This is a genomic window from Flavobacterium sp. U410 (genome assembly GCF_053570605.1).
This window is the reverse complement of the sequence record NZ_JBSEFI010000010.1, coordinates 91583-108748: the sequence shown is the minus strand read 5'-3', so window position 1 is coordinate 108748 and position 17166 is coordinate 91583. Positions and strand designations below refer to the sequence as shown.

The following is a 17166-nucleotide window of genomic DNA, read 5'->3' as shown; positions in this document are numbered from 1 at the left end:
TATGTTGATTTATGGCTATTCTTATTATACTTTTATAATTTGAAATTTCGGGAAAATGGAATTTCTGTTTTATCGGTCATTATTACTGAGGTTTTATTTATTTGACTGATAAAATTTTTATTGATGATATAGGAACGATGACATTTTGTAAAGTTTGGTGGTAATTGTTCAATAATCTCTGATAATTTCCCTCTTACAAATTGGTTTTTACCTGTTGTAACCAGTTGTAAATAATGGTCTTCTGATTTTATATACATCAATTCATTCAGGTATACTTTTGCCTTATTTTTAAGTGTAATATGATCTTCTATAACCAATTGTTTTACTTTTTCCAGTTCTTGAACTGTAGTTGTGTGTTGATGTTCTATTGTTGTTTTTTCCTGAAGGATTTCTCTTTTTCTGGCATCTACTTTTTTCCAACGGAGAAAGGAATAAAAAGCCAACAAGAATACAAAGAACAATAAGATGCTATAAATCAATCTATTCTTATTGAACTTTCCTTCTAACGAAGTTAATTCTCTTTGCTTTTCTTTGAGTTGGAATTTTGAATCTATCTCATAGAAGTTGCTGTTTTTTCTGAAATCATCCAATAAGGAATCCAATTTGGTAAAAATGAGTTCACTTTTACGAAACTGAGTACTATCTCCTAATTTGGAATAGATTTCTTTTCGCTTAAAATATAGCAGTCGATACGATTTTACTTTGTATTTAGGTATGGGCAATACTTCCGCTTTATCTAAATATTCCAATGCTTCTGAATATTTGGATTGATCTACATCATTTACCGCTAAATTCAGATAATTGTAAAATTGATTTTGCACATCAGCTATTTTACCGGATAAATAGAGTGATTTTTGGAAAACTTCGGTAGCTTCTTTATACTTTTTTTCCTGGTTCTTTAAATAGCCGTAGGCTAATAATGTTTTTGCCTGAAAGACTTCTTGTTCTTGATAATACCTTGTTTGAAATATTTTTTCAAATTCTTTTTCCGCTTCCGGAAATTGGAGACTATCAACCAGATGATCTTTGGCAAATTCCAAATAGCAATAGGCTCTCCATTTATCACTTTTCTCTTCCTTAGAAAGTGCATACAGTTGATTCAGAAAAAAACGTCTGTCTTTATGATAGTAATTTTTAGAGGACTCTACATAATGGATATCATACAGCAATTGGTTGTACTCTTCATCACTTAACATTCTTTTTGCCTGTTCTTTTTCATAAGCTTTATAATAATTAGCATACGCCGAATCTTCTATATTGATATTTCGGTACAACTCAGCTATTTTTTGTAACTGTTGGGACGATGCCGAAGAAGCAGTTGTGAACTGCTTCTTTAAGGCTAAAATTTTCTGTATCTCATTCTTATAAAAGTAATTGTACGAAATAGAGTCTTTGTCTATTTGTGAAAACAGAAAAGAATGAGAAAAAAAGATAAGAAATATATAATTCTTCATTAACTACAATTGTCTGCAATACCAACAACACCTCCATTTCCTCCTTGACGAGGTATTGTTATATGTTCAATTTTTTTAGTAAAAGAAGATGATTTTATAGAACAATCATTTCCCACTATAAAAGGACCAACATTCATTATACGTTCATCTAACTTTATTTTTTCAAAAACTTCTTTAAAACAATCTAAAACCGCACCTAATGTATCGCCTTTATCATTCCAGTAAAAAACTCTTAACTCCTGAGTTTTGCAATCGACATTTTTAGGTATATCCACACTTATTGTTTTTGAAAAACTGAGTGGTCCATGAGATAATTCAATACCTTCATCATTTTTTATATGTAATACGACTGCATAATCATTTTTAACTCCGTTAGAAATTTTTATCAACTCATGCGTTACATAGTTGCATTCCGGATTAATGTTATTTAATGAAAGTGTTACTTCTACAATTGTTGTCCCACTAATTCTTTTTGCTTTAATGTCTGTCCACATATTCTTGTTTTTTTAATTGTTATAAAAATAATTGTTTTTTATAGTAAATTATAGCTTATTCCTATAAAAAAAGAGGGTTTATATATTGAATTGTATCTTATTTCTGTATCAGATTCATTTCTGAAATTATAACTACCATTGTCATAAATTAAATTAGCCGTGTTTAAACGTTTTACCTTTTGGAAAGAAAGTCCTGTTGTAAAAACCAATCTGCTCTTTTCTGTAAAAAACAGACTTCCTCCCATATAGAAACCGGCATCGGAATCATCATTAATACTCAAACCTGCGGAGGCACCATATTTAACATCCCCTTTGCAATTGTAATATACATGAAGTAAAGCCCCTAAAGAATTTTTAATCACATTCCCTTTATTTTTAATCACTCCGGTTTGAGAATTCGGATCATTCTCTTTTCTCAACCTTAAAGAATAATCATCATCCGATATAAAGTTAAGAAAATATCCCGCGCTACCATTCACTTTTAAATTACCATAGGTTTTTACTTCAAATGTTCGGTATTCATGCAAAACCTTTCCTTTACTATTTTTTAACTGCGGTTTTATTTCAGCCTCATCACCATATATATTTTCTGAGGTTATCATTAGTGTATATTCCTTTGCCTGTATCTCATCATACAAATCAATCCCCTCCTGAGCCGCGGCAATTATAGCCAACTTGTTTTTAGGCAAAGAAAGGCTATCATAAATTGCTTTTGCCTTGCTCATTTCTTCTTCAAATTGTTTGTTTGTTTCAATCGTTGCAGATACTTTATCAAATTTCAGAACCGTTTTCCCTTGTTTCAATTCACCTGAAAGAGTTAGTTCATCGTTTTTATGTTGTTTATTGAGTTCCTGATATAATGAACTCATCTCAAAAAAAGACTGTTCAATACTCTCCAACTCTTTAATAATTTGTTCTTTTTTTTGCAAATGATTGGTGGTATCTTTATAAACAGCCATATAACTAGATGATGCTCTGTTTTTAAAATTTTCTTCATTTTCAATAAAGATACTGTCTCTATTTATTTGATTGATTAAAGTATTTTTCAGTGATGTGTATAGATTAATTTTATTAAAGGAATCTTGAAATTCTGAAAATCGAGATTTAAAACCTGTCGTTTTTTGAGCAATATCTAAAAGTTCTTCTACTTTCTTTTGAAGCTCTTGATTATCCTTGGTCAGATTTTCTATTTTCTTTTTGTATTCCTCGATTTCAGTTTTTAATTCACTTATCTCTTGTTCTAATTTCACAACTTCCATAGAATCACTATCAGAAAAATCTCCACTGGCAATTCTTTCTCTTAGTGCATTTAATTTATAAGATTTAAAATTAAATTCACGTTCATCTTTAGAAAGTTCTATAACTAAACCTTGAATTTTATCCTCTTTGTAAATAACACCTGATTTATTTGATAATTCAGTATAATCATTGTCTATTGCTAAAAACTCTTTAACACTAAAATCATAATGTATCGGTTTATAAGTTGAATACCCCTTCATATAAAAGGTATTTACATGATTTACTTTAATGCATAATGGCGTACCGTATTTTATAAACCTTTTCTTTTGCGGAGGCAAATATGCTCCGTCTGCCACCAGACACCCTTTTCCTGTGATCTTCTTACCGTTGACTTTTTTAACAACAATTTCATATTCGGTACTGTCTTTCGTTTTGAAAGTTACCTTTTCCTGCCCTATACCAAAATTCAGAGCCAGCAGGAATATAATTGTAATTAATTGTTTCATAATTTTTTCTTTATTAAGATTATTGAGTAATAAAAGATTCAGAAAGTGAAATAGAACAAGCCTGTAGTCCTTTGTCTATGTCTGCTAAAATATTTTGGTAATCCTTAACCATTTTTGACAACTCCTTTTCCATATTAGCTACCTCTCCAATAGCGTTATTCTCTTTCAGGATCTTAATCGCTGCTTTTGTTTTTGCAATGGCTTCATCATAATATTTACAAACGGAATTTCTTTCTTTCATCAAATCCTCTCGCATTCCTTCATTCATTTTTTCAATTTCTGCAGCAACTTCCGCTTGAAGTGAAAGTTGCATTTCACTTTCTACCTTTGCTATTTCAGCTGTTAATTCTTGTCCTACTTCCTGAACTTCTCGTTCCTGTTCTTTAAATTGACCCGATAATTCTTTCACATAGAATTGAGGCAGATGCAACTTAATTTCTACCGTTTCCATTTTAACAACTGGCTTATCAAAAATAATTTCAACTCTTTTAGAGGTAAATCGCGGAATATCTGTCTTTATCTCAATTGTTTTCATATACACTTCTGGTTTATCTCCCCAAACACAAGTCCATTTCACGGTTATTCTCGGAGGAAAGCCTGAAGATTTAAATTCCGGCTTTTTAAAAAGACAAGTCCTAACCATTCTTGTAGCAGGAACATCAAACTTTATGGACTTCAATTCCATTTTTACTTCAGGAACATCAAACTTTAGAATTTCTCTTTCCATTGAAAATTTAGGAACATCAAATTTGATAGACGTTATTTTTGACTTTATCTCAAAAGTTGCATTTAATACTGCCTCAGCAGCATTAGGGTCGGGAGAATCATCTGTGATTTTTTTTATTCTTCGATTTCCTTCTTCTTGAATTTTAGCTATTCTTTCTTCAAATTTTCTTTTTACCTCATCTACTTTTTGTTGAATTCTTTCATCGTTAAATTGTGACATAACATTATAGTTTTTAGAATTAATACTCTTTCATTTTGAAAAACATTAGATTTTTAAACCTTGTCGATTTTCTTTTCAAAATTCCTATGAATAAAGGGCTTACGCAAAAAAATGTCGTGAAATGCACGAAATATAGCGTGAGAAGAATGTTCAGCATAAAAAGCTTTCTCTGATTTTTAATTACGAATTAAAAAACAACTACTAAAGCATTAATTTTATCCTGTAGAAATAGTATTTTTGCATTTTAAAAACATGGATTACACACTACTAAATAACATCCAAGATCCGAATCAGATAAGAATTCTTAATTCAAAGCAATTGCTTCAACTTGCAGATGAATTAAGAACTTTCATTATTGATATTGTTTCACAGAAAGGAGGACATTTAGGAGCAAGTTTAGGCGTTGTGGAACTTACGGTAGCTTTACATTATGTTTTTAACACTCCGGAAGATTTGTTGATTTGGGATGTTGGGCATCAAGCTTATGGACACAAGATCTTAACCGGAAGAAGAGAACAATTCCACACCAATAGAGAACTCAACGGAATTTCAGGTTTCCCAAAGAGAAGCGAGAGCGAATATGACGCTTTTGGTGTTGGCCATTCATCCACTTCCATTTCGGCAGCATTGGGAATGGCTTTAGCCTCACAACTCAAAGGAGATTTTGAAAAACAACATATTGCAGTTATCGGCGATGCTTCAATAGCTAGCGGAATGGCATTTGAGGGATTGAACCACGCCGGAGTTACTGATGCTAATCTTTTAGTGATTTTAAATGACAATGCTATTGGAATTGACCCGAGTGTTGGTGCATTAAAAAATTACTTAACACAAGTAAAAGAAGGTAAAAATCCGAGGCAAAACAACATGATTAAATCGCTCAATTTTAATTACAGCGGTCCAATTGACGGACATAACTTACCTGTTCTTATCAAAGAGCTCAACCGGCTAAAAAAGGTTAAAGGGCCTAAATTCCTTCATGTAATTACCACAAAAGGAAAAGGACTTCAATTAGCAGAAGAAAATCAGGTTAAATATCATGCCCCGGGAAAATTTGAACCTAAAACCGGAAAAATCATTCCGCAAGACGATTCGCATTTACCTCCTAAATTTCAGGATGTTTTTGGATTGACCTTAGTAGAATTGGCACAACAGAATGAAAATATTATTGGAATAACACCGGCTATGCCAACAGGAAGTTCTATGAAATTCATGATGGAAGCCTTTCCGAAACGTGCTTTTGATGTTGGTATTGCCGAACAACATGCCGTGACTCTTGCCGCCGGAATGGCCACTCAAGGTATGGTTGTATTTTGTAATATCTATTCCACTTTTTTACAAAGAGCTTATGACCAAGTGATTCATGACGTTGCTTTACAGAACCTTCCCGTTATTTTTTGTTTAGACCGTGCAGGACTTGTTGGAGAAGATGGTGCAACTCATCACGGTGTTTTTGATATTGCCTATTTAAATTGCATTCCCAATATTATTATTGCTGCTCCGCTTAATGAAATAGAACTACGTAATATAATGTTTACCGCTCAAAGAGGTTTAGAACACCCTATCGCTATTCGTTATCCTAGAGGTCGCGGTGAAATATTAGACTGGCAAAAAGAGTTTAATGAAATTGAAATTGGCAAAGCTGTTTCTCTTAAAAAAGGAAAAAAAATTGCTATACTTTCAACCGGGACTATTGGAAACGAGATTATTAAAGCAATTGATTCTTTCTCTCAACCTGAAAATGTTTCACATTATCATTTCCCTTTCGTAAAACCATTGGATCAAGAAATCTTAGAAAAAATATTTAAAACATATCACTTTGTAATTACGATAGAAGATGGCACAATTATTGGGGGATTTGGAAGTTTGATTAATTTATGGGCTGGTAACAAGAATTTTAATGTTAGCATATACAATTTAGGAATTCCTGATGCGTTTATAGAACATGGAAAAGTCTCAGAATTACATCATCTATGCAAAATTGATAAAGAACATATTATTAACCTATTAAATACTATTATTTCAAAATGAAAAAAACCTTTTTCTTATGGGTTTTAGCACTTTTCATCCAACAAAGTTTTTCCCAAATCGTTGTTACTAAACTACCTGATTCTACGACCTATTGGACCAAAACCAATAAAGTTGGATTTGACATCTCTCAAGTTTCCTTTGTTAACTGGAATGCCGGAGGAAACAACTCTATTTCAGGCTTACTTAAAGGACAAGCTGTTCGTAAATATGAACGTAAAAACTTCACTTGGAATAACGAAATGATTCTTCGTTACGGTATTAACAAGCAAGAAGGTCAAGAATTACGTAAGACTGATGACCAAATTCAAGTAAATTCTACCGCAGGTTTTAGAACAGATAGCACATCTAATTGGTATTACGGTGGAAAATTCACTTTTAACACTCAATTTGCAAACGGGTACAATTATCCTAATACAGAAGATGCTATTTCACGTTTTTTCGCACCGGCCTATGTCTTTTTAGGTATTGGTACAGAATACGTTAGAAAGGACATAAAATTCAATCTATACCTTTCTCCTTTGACTCAAAAAACCACTCTTGTCTTAGATCAAACTTTAGCAGACCAAGGAGCTTTTGGAGTTACCGCTGCCGTTTATGATCCTGTTACCGGAGAACTAATCAGACACGGAAAGAAGACAAGAACTGAATTGGGAGCTTTAGTGACCAGTCAATGGGAAAAAGAGGTATATAAAAATATAAACTTAGAGAATAGATTAAGTCTTTATACTGATTATATCAACAATTTTGGCAATATAGATATAGATTGGCAACTACAACTAGACATGACTGTAAATCAATATGTAAAAGCCAATATCAACACTCATCTACTCTATGATGATGATATTAAGGCAAAAGAAGAAATTGACGGCGAACAAGTAACTGTTGGTCCAAAAGTTCAATTGAAACAAATTTTAGGAGTTGGAATAAGCTACACTTTTTAATTCTAAAAAATTATTTCAAAAGTATTTGTTTATATAGTTCTATTTTCTATATTTGCACCCACATTTAAACACACGCGGGTGTGGTGAAATTGGTAGACACGCCAGACTTAGGATCTGGTGCCGCAAGGTGTGAAGGTTCGAGTCCTTTCACCCGCACCAATACAAAAAGCTTGAACATTGTTCAAGCTTTTTTTGTTTATCTCCACCTTAATTGGATTCCCCAGATTAATATTGTATATTTGCACCACTTATGATTTTAAGCGCAAGAGAAATAAACAATCAAAGAATTTATTCTTTTCAGTACTTAGTTTTTAGAGTACAATCAGACAAATTTATTCCTCCACAACTATACTTTTAGTATCTACCGATTTTTTAAGTATTATTTTTCATTTGTACCAAAGATTTCATCCACATTGATGGATCATCTCTTTATTTATATCTAATTAGCCTGCAGAAAGCGACTGATTATTAGTTTTTTTTATACTAAAGCATCAACGATTAAGACTCACATAAAATACTAATTGGATACACCAAATAATAATTCATTACAACAATAACAAATAAAAACTTTATTATGTTAAAAATAGAAATAAAACAAGGAGACAGTATTGAAAAAGCTTTAAAAAAATTAAAGCGTAAATTTAGAGACACTAAAGTAAAAGAAGAACTGCGCGACAGACAACATTATACCAAAAAATCGGTAACTCGAAGAAGAGAAGTGCAAAAAGCAAGATATAAAGAGGTTTCCCTTAAATCAAAGTACGATTTCTAAATACTTTTCAAAAAATGTAGTACAAAGAAAAACAGCGTTTTGATTTTAAAATCAAGACGCTGTTTTTCTTTACCATTAATTCCTCATTTATTTTTCAAAATTCCTATATATTGTATATTGTTTCTCTCGAAAACAAGCTATAGTTGTATATTTGCCACTCATTCAAGACAATCTATGTTTCAATTCAAGCAATTTATAGTAAAGCAAGAAAAATCAGCTATGAAAATCGGCACTGATGGCGTCTTACTCGGAGCTTGGACTCCGTTGGAAAACAATCCTTTTAATATTTTAGACATCGGTTCAGGAACAGGATTAATTGGATTAATGTTAGCTCAAAGGAGTGATGCACAACAAATCGATGCCATTGAAATTGATGAAAACGCTTATGAAGAGAGTGTTGAAAATTTTGAAAATTCACCTTGGAATGATCGCCTTTTTTGTTATCATGCCGATTTAACTGAATTTACAGAAGAAGTTTTTGAAGAGGAAGAATATGATTTAATTGTTTCCAATCCTCCTTTTTTCACGGATACTTATAAATCTAAAGATAACAGCAGAGATTTAGCTCGATTTGAAGACGCATTACCTTTCGAAGAACTTATCGAATGCTCTTCTGCTCTTTTATCAGAAAATGGCGTTTTTGCTGTGATTATCCCCTTTAAAGAAGAAGAACGATTTGTATCTATTTGCAGAACTTTTAATCTTTTCCCTTTTCAGATCACACATGTTAAAGGTACTCCAGAAACCGAAATCAAACGAAGTTTATTAGCTTTTTCCTTCGAAGAAAAAGCTGTTGAAATTTCAACTTTAATTATCGAAACCGAAAGACACCTTTACACTGAGGAATATATTAATTTAACTCGTGATTTTTTTATAAAAATGTAAAACTATAACATTTCTTTATTGAATTGTTAAAAATCTTTATTTACATTTGTTAACCAAAACAAACGTAAATGAAACCAGATTTATTTCAATCGCCTGATTACTATTTATTAGACGATTTATTATCAGATGAACATAAATTAGTTCGCGAAGCTGCCAGAGCTTGGGTGAAAAAAGAAGTTTCTCCTATTATAGAAGACTACGCACAACGCGCTGAATTCCCGAAACAACTTATAAAAGGATTAGGAGAAATTGGTGGATTTGGCCCTTACATTCCGGTAGAATATGGCGGTGCAGGATTAGACCAAATCTCTTATGGCTTAATCATGCAGGAAATTGAACGCGGTGACTCCGGTGTTCGCTCTACTTCTTCCGTACAGTCTTCTTTAGTTATGTATCCTATTTGGAAATATGGAACCGAAGAACAACGTATGAAATATTTACCAAAACTTGCTACAGGTGAAATGATGGGATGTTTTGGATTAACAGAGCCTGACCACGGTTCAAATCCCGGAGGAATGATCACCAATTTCAAAGACAAAGGCAATCATTATCTTTTAAACGGGGCTAAAATGTGGATCTCTAATGCTCCTTTTGCTGATATCGCAGTAGTTTGGGCTAAAAATGAAGAAGGAAGAATTCACGGTTTAATCGTAGAACGTGGTATGGAGGGCTTTTCAACTCCTGAAACACATAACAAGTGGTCACTTCGTGCTTCTGCTACAGGTGAATTGATTTTTGACAACGTAAAAGTTCCCAAAGAAAATTTATTACCAAACAAATCTGGTTTAGGTGCTCCACTGGGATGTTTAGATTCTGCACGCTACGGAATTGCTTGGGGTGCTATTGGTGCAGCAATGGATTGCTATGATACTGCTTTACGTTATTCTAAAGAACGTATTCAGTTTGACAAACCTATTGGTGCAACACAATTACAACAAAAGAAGCTAGCCGAAATGATTACTGAAATCACTAAAGCTCAATTACTAACTTGGCGTTTAGGTGTTTTGCGTAACGAAGGCAGAGCTACTTCAGCTCAAATTTCTATGGCAAAACGCAACAATGTTGACATGGCTATTCATATTGCCAGAGAAGCTCGTCAGATGCTTGGCGGGATGGGAATCACCGGTGAATATTCTATTATGCGTCACATGATGAATCTTGAATCTGTTATTACCTACGAAGGAACTCACGATATCCATCTATTAATCACAGGAATGGATGTTACAGGGTTTTCAGCTTTCAAATAAGATTTATTCCAAAAACTTACTTCATGAAAACAAAAAGTCCCGAAATAGCTTCGGGACTTGATGTTCTAAATAAGAAATAAAATTACTGCTATTAACCGTTAACAAACTTAGAACAATAAAAGTTACTATCGGTACAGAAAAACTGTATATTTTGTTAAAGTTTAACTTTTTATAAACGGTCTTGTATTCTCTATTAAAGTACATTCGTTGAAAATTAATTCTTTAATCATGAAGAACAGCTATTTCCTTTTTATTTTTATAAGTTTTTTTTCTTTTGCTCAAGGTGGAATGAACATGGGCGGAGGAATGGGCGGACAAAGACCTTCAGGACCGCCACTTGGTAATCGTTTAGAACAAAAAGATTCGAGAGACAACAAAATGTCTATTGACGAACAACTTAGTTTTTTAAAAGAGAACTTAAACCTTGATGAGCTACAAGAACTTTTGATTAGAGAAGAATTGATAGACGAGGAAAAGAAAAGATCGACTTCTTTTAATACAAATCTATCTCCTGAGGCTTTACAAGAAAAAGCGGAAGCTGAAAAAAAGAAAAGAGAAGAAAAATTTAAAAAAATTCTTTCTGAAGAACAATTTCAAAAGTGGAAAGAATTGGGTTCCGGTTTTCATAAAGGAAATAATCCTCCTAAACAAAACGTAATGGATCTTTTCCGTAAAAACTCGCAAGATTTAAATTTAACTGAAGAGCAGCAAATAAAAATAGAGGATTTTACAAATCCTGAAAAAGCAGACTTCCAAGAACCTTTTGATCCTCAAAAAAAAGAAAAAGAATTTGAAGAATTCTTAAAATCTACTTTAGACAAAAAACAATATAAAAAGTGGAAAAGCATCCTAAAAGAGCAATCTTAAAAACATAAAATGCATCATTTAAATTAATTTTAAGTCAAAATGCTTCTTTAATTAAAGAAGCATTTTTAATTTTGTATAAAATTTAGTGTTATGAACACCCAAGCTATTCACCAGACAATTGAGCCTTATAAAAAGCAATTGCTATCACATCCTTTATATAATGAAATAAAAAATTTAGAGGATTTGTATTCTTTTTTGGAAAACCATGTTTATGCTGTGTGGGATTTTATGTCACTCTTAAAAGCCCTGCAAAATAAATTAACATGCACTACTACGCCTTGGGTTCCGGTAGGAAATCCTGAGATTCGTTATTTAATCAACGAAATTGTATTAGCAGAAGAAACAGATATTGACAAAAACGGCAATAGAAAAAGTCACTACGAATTGTACTTGGATGCCATGACAGCTTGTGGCGCAAATACTGAAACTGTTTTAGAATTTTTAAAAGATGTTAAAACAACTCAAAACATTTTTGTTTCTATCAAGCATAGTTCTTTACACGATAATGTAAAAGACTTTCTAGATTTTACCTTTAGAGTGATTGAAGAAGGTGATACACACCAAATTGCTGCCGCTTTCACTTTTGGTCGTGAAGATTTAATTCCGGATATGTTCACTCAAATCTTAAAAAACTTCCAAAATAATTTCCCAGATACTGACTTATCAAAGCTTATCTATTACTTCGAAAGACATATTGAGCTTGACGCTGATGAACATGGTCCAATGGCGATGAAAATGATAGAAGAGCTTTGCGGTAATGATGAACGAAAATGGCAGGAAGCTTCTGATATGGCGATATTGGCTCTTGAGAAAAGAATTAAACTTTGGGATGCTATTGGAGAACAAATTTCAGTAAGACAGGAATTCGTTTAAGCCTTTTCACCTACAAAAGAAAGTCGTTTACCTCAATCTTCTCTCTTTTCATTTATAAATTATTACTTTTATACAAGTAATTTGTTTGATATGCCTAAAGAGAAAAGATTGTTGTTATTTCACATTATAGGATCCGTCGGTTTCTTGCTTATCCCCATATTGAGTTCCCCCGATTTCAATTCCAACACTAATCTTTTCTTAATAAAACCTTTCCTAAGCCAATTTTTAAGACAGATTTTTCTGTTACTATTCTTTTACTTTAATTACTATTTTTTACTTTCTAAATTCTATTTCCCCGGAAAAAGGACACTTTATTTTTTAAGTATACTTATCTGTTTATTTATTATTCTTAAGATTCCTGATTTTCTGATTCTTCAAACCAATTTTAATCCGGAAGCAAATATCCCTCCTGATTTCAATCATTTTCCAAAAAATATTCCACCACGAAATGCTCCTTTTTTTCCGGTTTTCAATGGAGATCTACTTCAATTTATTTTGGTTTTCTCACTATCTCTACTTTTAAAATTAAACGTTCGTTATCACGAAATGAAAGATGAAAAACTAAATGCTGAAGTATCTTATTTAAAAGCTCAAATCAATCCTCATTTTTTGTTCAATACATTAAACAGCCTTTATGCTTTAACTTTACAAAAATCAGATGAGGCACCAAAAGCGGTTTTGAAATTATCCGGAATCATGCGTTACGTTACTACCGAAAGCTCAAAAGATTACGTTTCTCTGGATAAAGAAATAGAGTATATTAAGGATTATCTTTCCCTTCAAAAGCTCCGTCTTTACGACAATGTTAATTTGAAAGTTGAAATCAACGGCTTAATGAATGGTAAAAAAATTGCCCCTTTAATACTAATACCATTTATAGAAAATGCTTTTAAATATGGCATTAATCCAGATGAAGATTCTTTTGTTTCAATAGAAATCTTAATCATAGAGAAAGAATTATTCCTTACTATTGAAAATTCTATCGTCAATTTAGTAACTTTAGACAATTCTAAAAGTGAAAAAGGGATTGAAAACACGAAAAAAAGATTAGATGTCTTTTATTCCGGTAAATATTCTCTTGACATCACTAATGATAAGAAAACTTTTAAAGTTGAACTGAAACTTTCTTTAGATGATTAAAGCTATCGCTATTGATGACGAACCCCTAGCACTTAACATTATATCGCATTTTTGCCATATCACAGGAAAAGTATGTTTAGAAAAATCATTCACTAAACAAACAGAAGCTTTAAAATACCTTAATAAATTCCCAGTAGATTTAATTTTTCTTGATATTAATATGCCTAATAAAAATGGCATTGATTTTTATAAAGAATTAAAAAACAAACCTCTACTTATTTTAACTACAGCATACAGCGAATTTGCTTTAGAAGGATTCAATATTAATACTACTGATTATCTGCTAAAACCATTTTCAGAAGAACGATTTGTACAAGCAATAGAGAAGGTCTGCAAGCAACTAAAACTGATCAAAGACACTGCTATACAAACTCACCTTTCTATTCGTGCTGATTATAAACTGCATCGAATTGAATTTGACAACATTGCATTTATCGAAGGATTAGATGATTATGTTAAAATATTTTTAGAAGATCAAACCAAAATAATTAGTCGGATGTCTTTAAAATATATTTTGGAAAAATTACCTGAAAATGATTTTATACGAGTTCATCGTTCCTACATTATTCCTCTTAAAAAAGTTTCAAGTATTCAAAGTAAATCATTACAAATAGGAGAATTCACTATTCCTATAGGCAATACTTATAAAGATTTAATCTCTAACTTGTTTAACAAATAAATATGTTCTCCTCTTTTTATTAGCAGTTCTCCTCATTTTTTTTGTTCATAACAAATTCAGAACTAGTTTTATGTAATTAAAAATTAATATGTTATGAATAGAAAAGATTTTTTAAAAGGTTTAGGCTTAGTAGGTTTGACAGCAACATCTATACCTATTTTAAATGCCTGTAGTAACGATGATGGTGACTCAACAACTTCTACTCAAAATAATGACATAGACACAAGTTGTTCCGTTACCAACAGTGAAACAGAAGGACCATTTCCGACGATTACTCCTGCCACACTAAATAGAACCGATATAACAGAAGACAGAACCGGAATCACTTTAGATATTACTATTACTGTAGTTGATACAACCAGCGATTGTACCGAGTTAGAAGGTGCAATTGTAGATATTTGGCATTGTGATAAAGATGGTAACTATTCTCAATATGGCGGAACTCAAATGCAAGCTACGGATTATTCCAATTATACCTTTTTAAGAGGAAGACAAGTTACAAATTCAGATGGTATTGTAGGTTTTACTTCTATCTTCCCTGGTTGGTATCAAGGTAGAGCTACTCACATCCATGTGCATATTTATAATGCTTCCGGAACCTCTCTTTTAGTTACCCAAATTGCGTTCCCTGAAGGCTCAAACAGCGCTGTAGTTCAAGTTAATTCAGCTACGGCTTATGGTTACACTAAAGGAATGAGTGGTTACACATACAATGCTCAAGACAATATTTTTTCAGACGGAACATCAAATGAAATGTCTACAATAACCGGAAGTATAGAAGAAGGTTTTGAACTTACTCACACTATAAAAGTTGCCAATTAATTATGTTAGTACAACATCCTGCTAAAATATTTAAAGCTCAACAAAGAGGAATAATCAGCACTGCTGATTATAAATGCTTTCCAACGTTCAACTATTTAAATTATAGAAATGAACATAGAAATCCTTTTGGCAGTTTAAAATATTTTAACGAGGAACAACTTGCGCCACAAAAAAGCATCAAATATACATTTGAGGAAGAAGAAAGTATCATTATCATTCCAATAATCGGAGCCATTGATATTGAAGAAAATAAAAGTGTAAAATTCATTCACATTCACCAAATATTTTCTAACACATATAATGTTGGGGAAACTTTAATATTAACTAATCCTTACGAAAAAGAATGGATTAATTACATTCAAATTAGAACGACAAAAGTTTTACCAAAAAAAATTGGCAATTTCGAATACGAAAATAATACGCTAATTGACATTCTAAATACCGAAGGTGTCCGAATTTCTACAGGATTATTTCAAGATCGCATCGATGGTGAATATGTTTTACAATCAAAGAATAGCAATCTTATGGTTTTTATTATCAATGGTGCTTTTGAATTTCAAAATCGCTTATTGGAGAATAGAGATGCTTTAGGTATTTGGGATATTGAAGAAATCGAATTTGAATGCTTGGTCAAAAATGGTCTTGTGTTACTTATTGAAACTCTCTAGAAATAAATATGCTATTAACCTTTTTAACTCTTACCTACTTAAAACTACCCAATTATGAAAAGAAAAGATTTTTTAAGGAACAGTATTGGATTCTTAGGACTCGCTCATGCAACTCCTAATCTTATTTTTGCGGAAAACCAACCCGAGGAAACACTCACTTGCACTAGTACAAATAGTGAAACGGAAGGTCCTTTCCCTACCATCAATCCCGCTAATTATACTACAAATAATATTATTGGCGACAGAACCGGTGTTTCATTAAGCATTTCCATCAACATTGTCAATATCAATGCTAATTGTTCTGCTTATCAAAATGCAATTGTTGATATATGGCATTGTGATAAAGATGGCAACTATTCTCAATATGGTGGAACTCAGATGCAATCAGCCAATTACACCAATTACAATTTTTTAAGAGGGCGACAAATTACGGATAGCAACGGAAATGTAACTTTTACAACCATTTTTCCGGGGTGGTATCAAAGTAGAGCTACACACATTCACGTTCATATTTATGATCCTAACGGAACTTCTTTATTGGTCACACAAATCGCATTCCCTGAAGGAACAAATAGCGCTGTAGTTCAGGTTAATTCTGCAACAGCTTATGGTTATACTAAAGGAATGACCGGTTATACATACAATGCACAGGACAATGTCTTTTCAGACGGAACGTCAAATGAAATGTCAACGATATCGGGAACAATTTCAGGTGGTTTCGCTTTAAGTCATACTATTTATGTTGCAGGACAAGTATTATCTACGAGTGATTTTGATTCGTCATCTTTTGGATTAGCACAAAACTATCCGAATCCTGCTGAAGACTTTACTGTAATTCCAATTAATCTTCCTTATGATTCTATTGTATCTCTACAATTGTTTGACATGTCAGGAAAACTGGTTTCCGATATTGCTTTAAATAATTTTACATCAGGACAAAACGAAATTCTCCTAGAAAGAAACGGTTTAAGCAGCGGAAATTATATCTATAAAGTTCGCATTCAAAATGAATCAGGAGTCTTTGAAGAAAGCAAGCAACTTATTTTTAAATAAATCTGTAAAAGAAAACTTTTCCTCTTTTTTATAAATTTAATACTATGGAAACCAAAAAAATAAGATTAGCCTATAGAATAATTATTGATGCTCATTCTAATTTTACTTGGGATCGATTTGTTTTTGAAGATACTTATAAAGAATATTTAATGCAGAGCCAGCTTTTTAATTCAAAGGAAAATCCTAAAACTACTTTTAGAGAATTATTAGTAGAAAATGAAAAAGCAAACCAGCTTCATTTCTTAGTCGGAATGGCGGCAAAAGGTTATGTAACTCAATTAAAAGGATTATTTCACCGAGTTCCTGATGTTCTTGGAAAAGATTTTTTCCCTTTTGTCAATTATGAATTGGATATCATTAATACTGATAGTACTGATATTTCAAAACATAAAATTGGAATTACTTTTTATTCTCCAGTTTTAGTTTTATTGGATATTATCAACAACTGTTATTTGGTTTCAACCGAAATTGAAAAAAGCAACCAATATAAAACATTGATGTTTCCCGTTCAAAATAATCTGTCTATCTGTTATTATGAATATTAAAACG

17 protein-coding genes and 1 tRNA gene are annotated in these 17166 nt (G+C 32.1%); 14 read left to right on the top strand and 4 right to left on the bottom strand.

The window, feature by feature from the left end; genetic code table 11:
* Positions 1-32: 32 nt before the first annotated feature.
* The 4 genes from ACUSJC_RS08555 to ACUSJC_RS08540 are packed head-to-tail and all read right to left on the bottom strand — an operon-like array spanning position 33 to position 4639.
* Positions 33-1454 carry a LytTR family transcriptional regulator DNA-binding domain-containing protein gene (locus ACUSJC_RS08555; protein ID WP_449269150.1) on the bottom strand — a complete coding sequence of 474 codons (1422 nt, stop codon included), beginning with the start codon at positions 1452-1454 and terminating at the stop codon, positions 33-35.
* On the bottom strand, positions 1454-1948 hold the full coding sequence (locus ACUSJC_RS08550; RefSeq protein WP_449269149.1) for a hypothetical protein: 495 nt from the start codon (positions 1946-1948) through the stop codon (positions 1454-1456). Before ACUSJC_RS08550 ends, ACUSJC_RS08555 begins: the two co-directional genes overlap by 1 nt.
* 38 nt (positions 1949-1986) lie before the next feature.
* Positions 1987-3693 carry a hypothetical protein gene (locus ACUSJC_RS08545; protein WP_449269148.1) on the bottom strand — a complete coding sequence of 569 codons (1707 nt, stop codon included), beginning with the start codon at positions 3691-3693 and terminating at the stop codon, positions 1987-1989.
* A gap of 19 nt (positions 3694-3712) precedes the next feature.
* Positions 3713-4639 carry a hypothetical protein gene (locus ACUSJC_RS08540; protein ID WP_449269147.1) on the bottom strand — a complete coding sequence of 309 codons (927 nt, stop codon included), beginning with the start codon at positions 4637-4639 and terminating at the stop codon, positions 3713-3715.
* Positions 4640-4891: 252 nt separating this feature from the next.
* On the opposite strand from ACUSJC_RS08540, the gene ACUSJC_RS08535 reads away from it, so the two are divergent.
* From ACUSJC_RS08535 to ACUSJC_RS08470, 14 genes are all read left to right on the top strand, one after another.
* Positions 4892-6670, top strand: a complete 1779-nt coding sequence (locus ACUSJC_RS08535) for a 1-deoxy-D-xylulose-5-phosphate synthase (protein ID WP_449269146.1) — start codon at positions 4892-4894, stop codon at positions 6668-6670.
* Entirely contained in the window at positions 6667-7611 is a 945-nt protein-coding gene (locus tag ACUSJC_RS08530; protein ID WP_449269145.1) for a DUF3078 domain-containing protein, read from the top strand. Before ACUSJC_RS08535 ends, ACUSJC_RS08530 begins: the two co-directional genes overlap by 4 nt.
* 74 nt (positions 7612-7685) lie before the next feature.
* Positions 7686-7770: transfer RNA gene (locus tag ACUSJC_RS08525), tRNA-Leu, on the top strand.
* 415 nt (positions 7771-8185) lie between these two features.
* Positions 8186-8383, top strand: coding sequence for a 30S ribosomal protein S21 (gene rpsU, locus ACUSJC_RS08520; RefSeq protein WP_449269144.1), 198 nt, complete (start codon positions 8186-8188; stop codon positions 8381-8383).
* A gap of 174 nt (positions 8384-8557) precedes the next feature.
* Entirely contained in the window at positions 8558-9268 is a 711-nt protein-coding gene (locus ACUSJC_RS08515) for a tRNA1(Val) (adenine(37)-N6)-methyltransferase (protein ID WP_449269157.1), read from the top strand.
* 68 nt (positions 9269-9336) lie between these two features.
* Positions 9337-10515 (top strand): acyl-CoA dehydrogenase family protein, encoded by a 1179-nt coding sequence (locus ACUSJC_RS08510; RefSeq protein WP_449269143.1) that lies wholly within the window; start codon positions 9337-9339, stop codon positions 10513-10515.
* A gap of 228 nt (positions 10516-10743) precedes the next feature.
* On the top strand, positions 10744-11382 hold the full coding sequence (locus ACUSJC_RS08505; protein ID WP_449269142.1) for a hypothetical protein: 639 nt from the start codon (positions 10744-10746) through the stop codon (positions 11380-11382).
* A gap of 90 nt (positions 11383-11472) precedes the next feature.
* The gene (locus tag ACUSJC_RS08500) at positions 11473-12255 is read left to right on the top strand and encodes a DUF3050 domain-containing protein (protein ID WP_449269141.1); all 783 of its coding nucleotides are present in this window, start codon (positions 11473-11475) and stop codon (positions 12253-12255) included.
* A 90-nt stretch (positions 12256-12345) separates the two neighbouring features.
* On the top strand, positions 12346-13395 hold the full coding sequence (locus tag ACUSJC_RS08495; RefSeq protein WP_449269140.1) for a sensor histidine kinase: 1050 nt from the start codon (positions 12346-12348) through the stop codon (positions 13393-13395).
* Positions 13388-14074 carry a LytR/AlgR family response regulator transcription factor gene (locus ACUSJC_RS08490; RefSeq protein WP_449269139.1) on the top strand — a complete coding sequence of 229 codons (687 nt, stop codon included), beginning with the start codon at positions 13388-13390 and terminating at the stop codon, positions 14072-14074. The genes ACUSJC_RS08495 and ACUSJC_RS08490 overlap by 8 nt, the downstream gene beginning before the upstream one ends.
* A 93-nt stretch (positions 14075-14167) precedes the next feature.
* The gene (locus tag ACUSJC_RS08485; RefSeq protein WP_449269138.1) at positions 14168-14896 is read left to right on the top strand and encodes a dioxygenase family protein; all 729 of its coding nucleotides are present in this window, start codon (positions 14168-14170) and stop codon (positions 14894-14896) included.
* Between the two features lie 2 nt (positions 14897-14898).
* Positions 14899-15564 carry a pirin family protein gene (locus ACUSJC_RS08480; RefSeq protein WP_449269137.1) on the top strand — a complete coding sequence of 222 codons (666 nt, stop codon included), beginning with the start codon at positions 14899-14901 and terminating at the stop codon, positions 15562-15564.
* 54 nt (positions 15565-15618) lie between these two features.
* Positions 15619-16617, top strand: a complete 999-nt coding sequence (locus tag ACUSJC_RS08475) for a dioxygenase family protein (protein ID WP_449269136.1) — start codon at positions 15619-15621, stop codon at positions 16615-16617.
* Between the two features lie 44 nt (positions 16618-16661).
* Complete coding sequence (locus ACUSJC_RS08470) at positions 16662-17162, top strand: hypothetical protein (RefSeq protein WP_449269135.1); 501 nt, start codon at positions 16662-16664, stop codon at positions 17160-17162.
* Positions 17163-17166: the final 4 nt, after the last annotated feature.

Bases quoted from the DNA above. Each gene is read 5' to 3' on its own strand.
- ACUSJC_RS08555 (WP_449269150.1), bottom strand. From the start codon at position 1,454: ATGAAGAATTATATATTTCTTATCTTTTTTTCTCATTCTTTTCTGTTT.
- ACUSJC_RS08550 (WP_449269149.1), bottom strand. From the start codon at position 1,948: ATGTGGACAGACATTAAAGCAAAAAGAATTAGTGGGACAACAATTGTA.
- ACUSJC_RS08545 (WP_449269148.1), bottom strand. From the start codon at position 3,693: ATGAAACAATTAATTACAATTATATTCCTGCTGGCTCTGAATTTTGGT.
- ACUSJC_RS08540 (WP_449269147.1), bottom strand. From the start codon at position 4,639: ATGTCACAATTTAACGATGAAAGAATTCAACAAAAAGTAGATGAGGTA.
- ACUSJC_RS08535 (WP_449269146.1), top strand. From the start codon at position 4,892: ATGGATTACACACTACTAAATAACATCCAAGATCCGAATCAGATAAGA.
- ACUSJC_RS08530 (WP_449269145.1), top strand. From the start codon at position 6,667: ATGAAAAAAACCTTTTTCTTATGGGTTTTAGCACTTTTCATCCAACAA.
- rpsU (WP_449269144.1), top strand. From the start codon at position 8,186: ATGTTAAAAATAGAAATAAAACAAGGAGACAGTATTGAAAAAGCTTTA.
- ACUSJC_RS08515 (WP_449269157.1), top strand. From the start codon at position 8,558: ATGTTTCAATTCAAGCAATTTATAGTAAAGCAAGAAAAATCAGCTATG.
- ACUSJC_RS08510 (WP_449269143.1), top strand. From the start codon at position 9,337: ATGAAACCAGATTTATTTCAATCGCCTGATTACTATTTATTAGACGAT.
- ACUSJC_RS08505 (WP_449269142.1), top strand. From the start codon at position 10,744: ATGAAGAACAGCTATTTCCTTTTTATTTTTATAAGTTTTTTTTCTTTT.
- ACUSJC_RS08500 (WP_449269141.1), top strand. From the start codon at position 11,473: ATGAACACCCAAGCTATTCACCAGACAATTGAGCCTTATAAAAAGCAA.
- ACUSJC_RS08495 (WP_449269140.1), top strand. From the start codon at position 12,346: ATGCCTAAAGAGAAAAGATTGTTGTTATTTCACATTATAGGATCCGTC.
- ACUSJC_RS08490 (WP_449269139.1), top strand. From the start codon at position 13,388: ATGATTAAAGCTATCGCTATTGATGACGAACCCCTAGCACTTAACATT.
- ACUSJC_RS08485 (WP_449269138.1), top strand. From the start codon at position 14,168: ATGAATAGAAAAGATTTTTTAAAAGGTTTAGGCTTAGTAGGTTTGACA.
- ACUSJC_RS08480 (WP_449269137.1), top strand. From the start codon at position 14,899: ATGTTAGTACAACATCCTGCTAAAATATTTAAAGCTCAACAAAGAGGA.
- ACUSJC_RS08475 (WP_449269136.1), top strand. From the start codon at position 15,619: ATGAAAAGAAAAGATTTTTTAAGGAACAGTATTGGATTCTTAGGACTC.
- ACUSJC_RS08470 (WP_449269135.1), top strand. From the start codon at position 16,662: ATGGAAACCAAAAAAATAAGATTAGCCTATAGAATAATTATTGATGCT.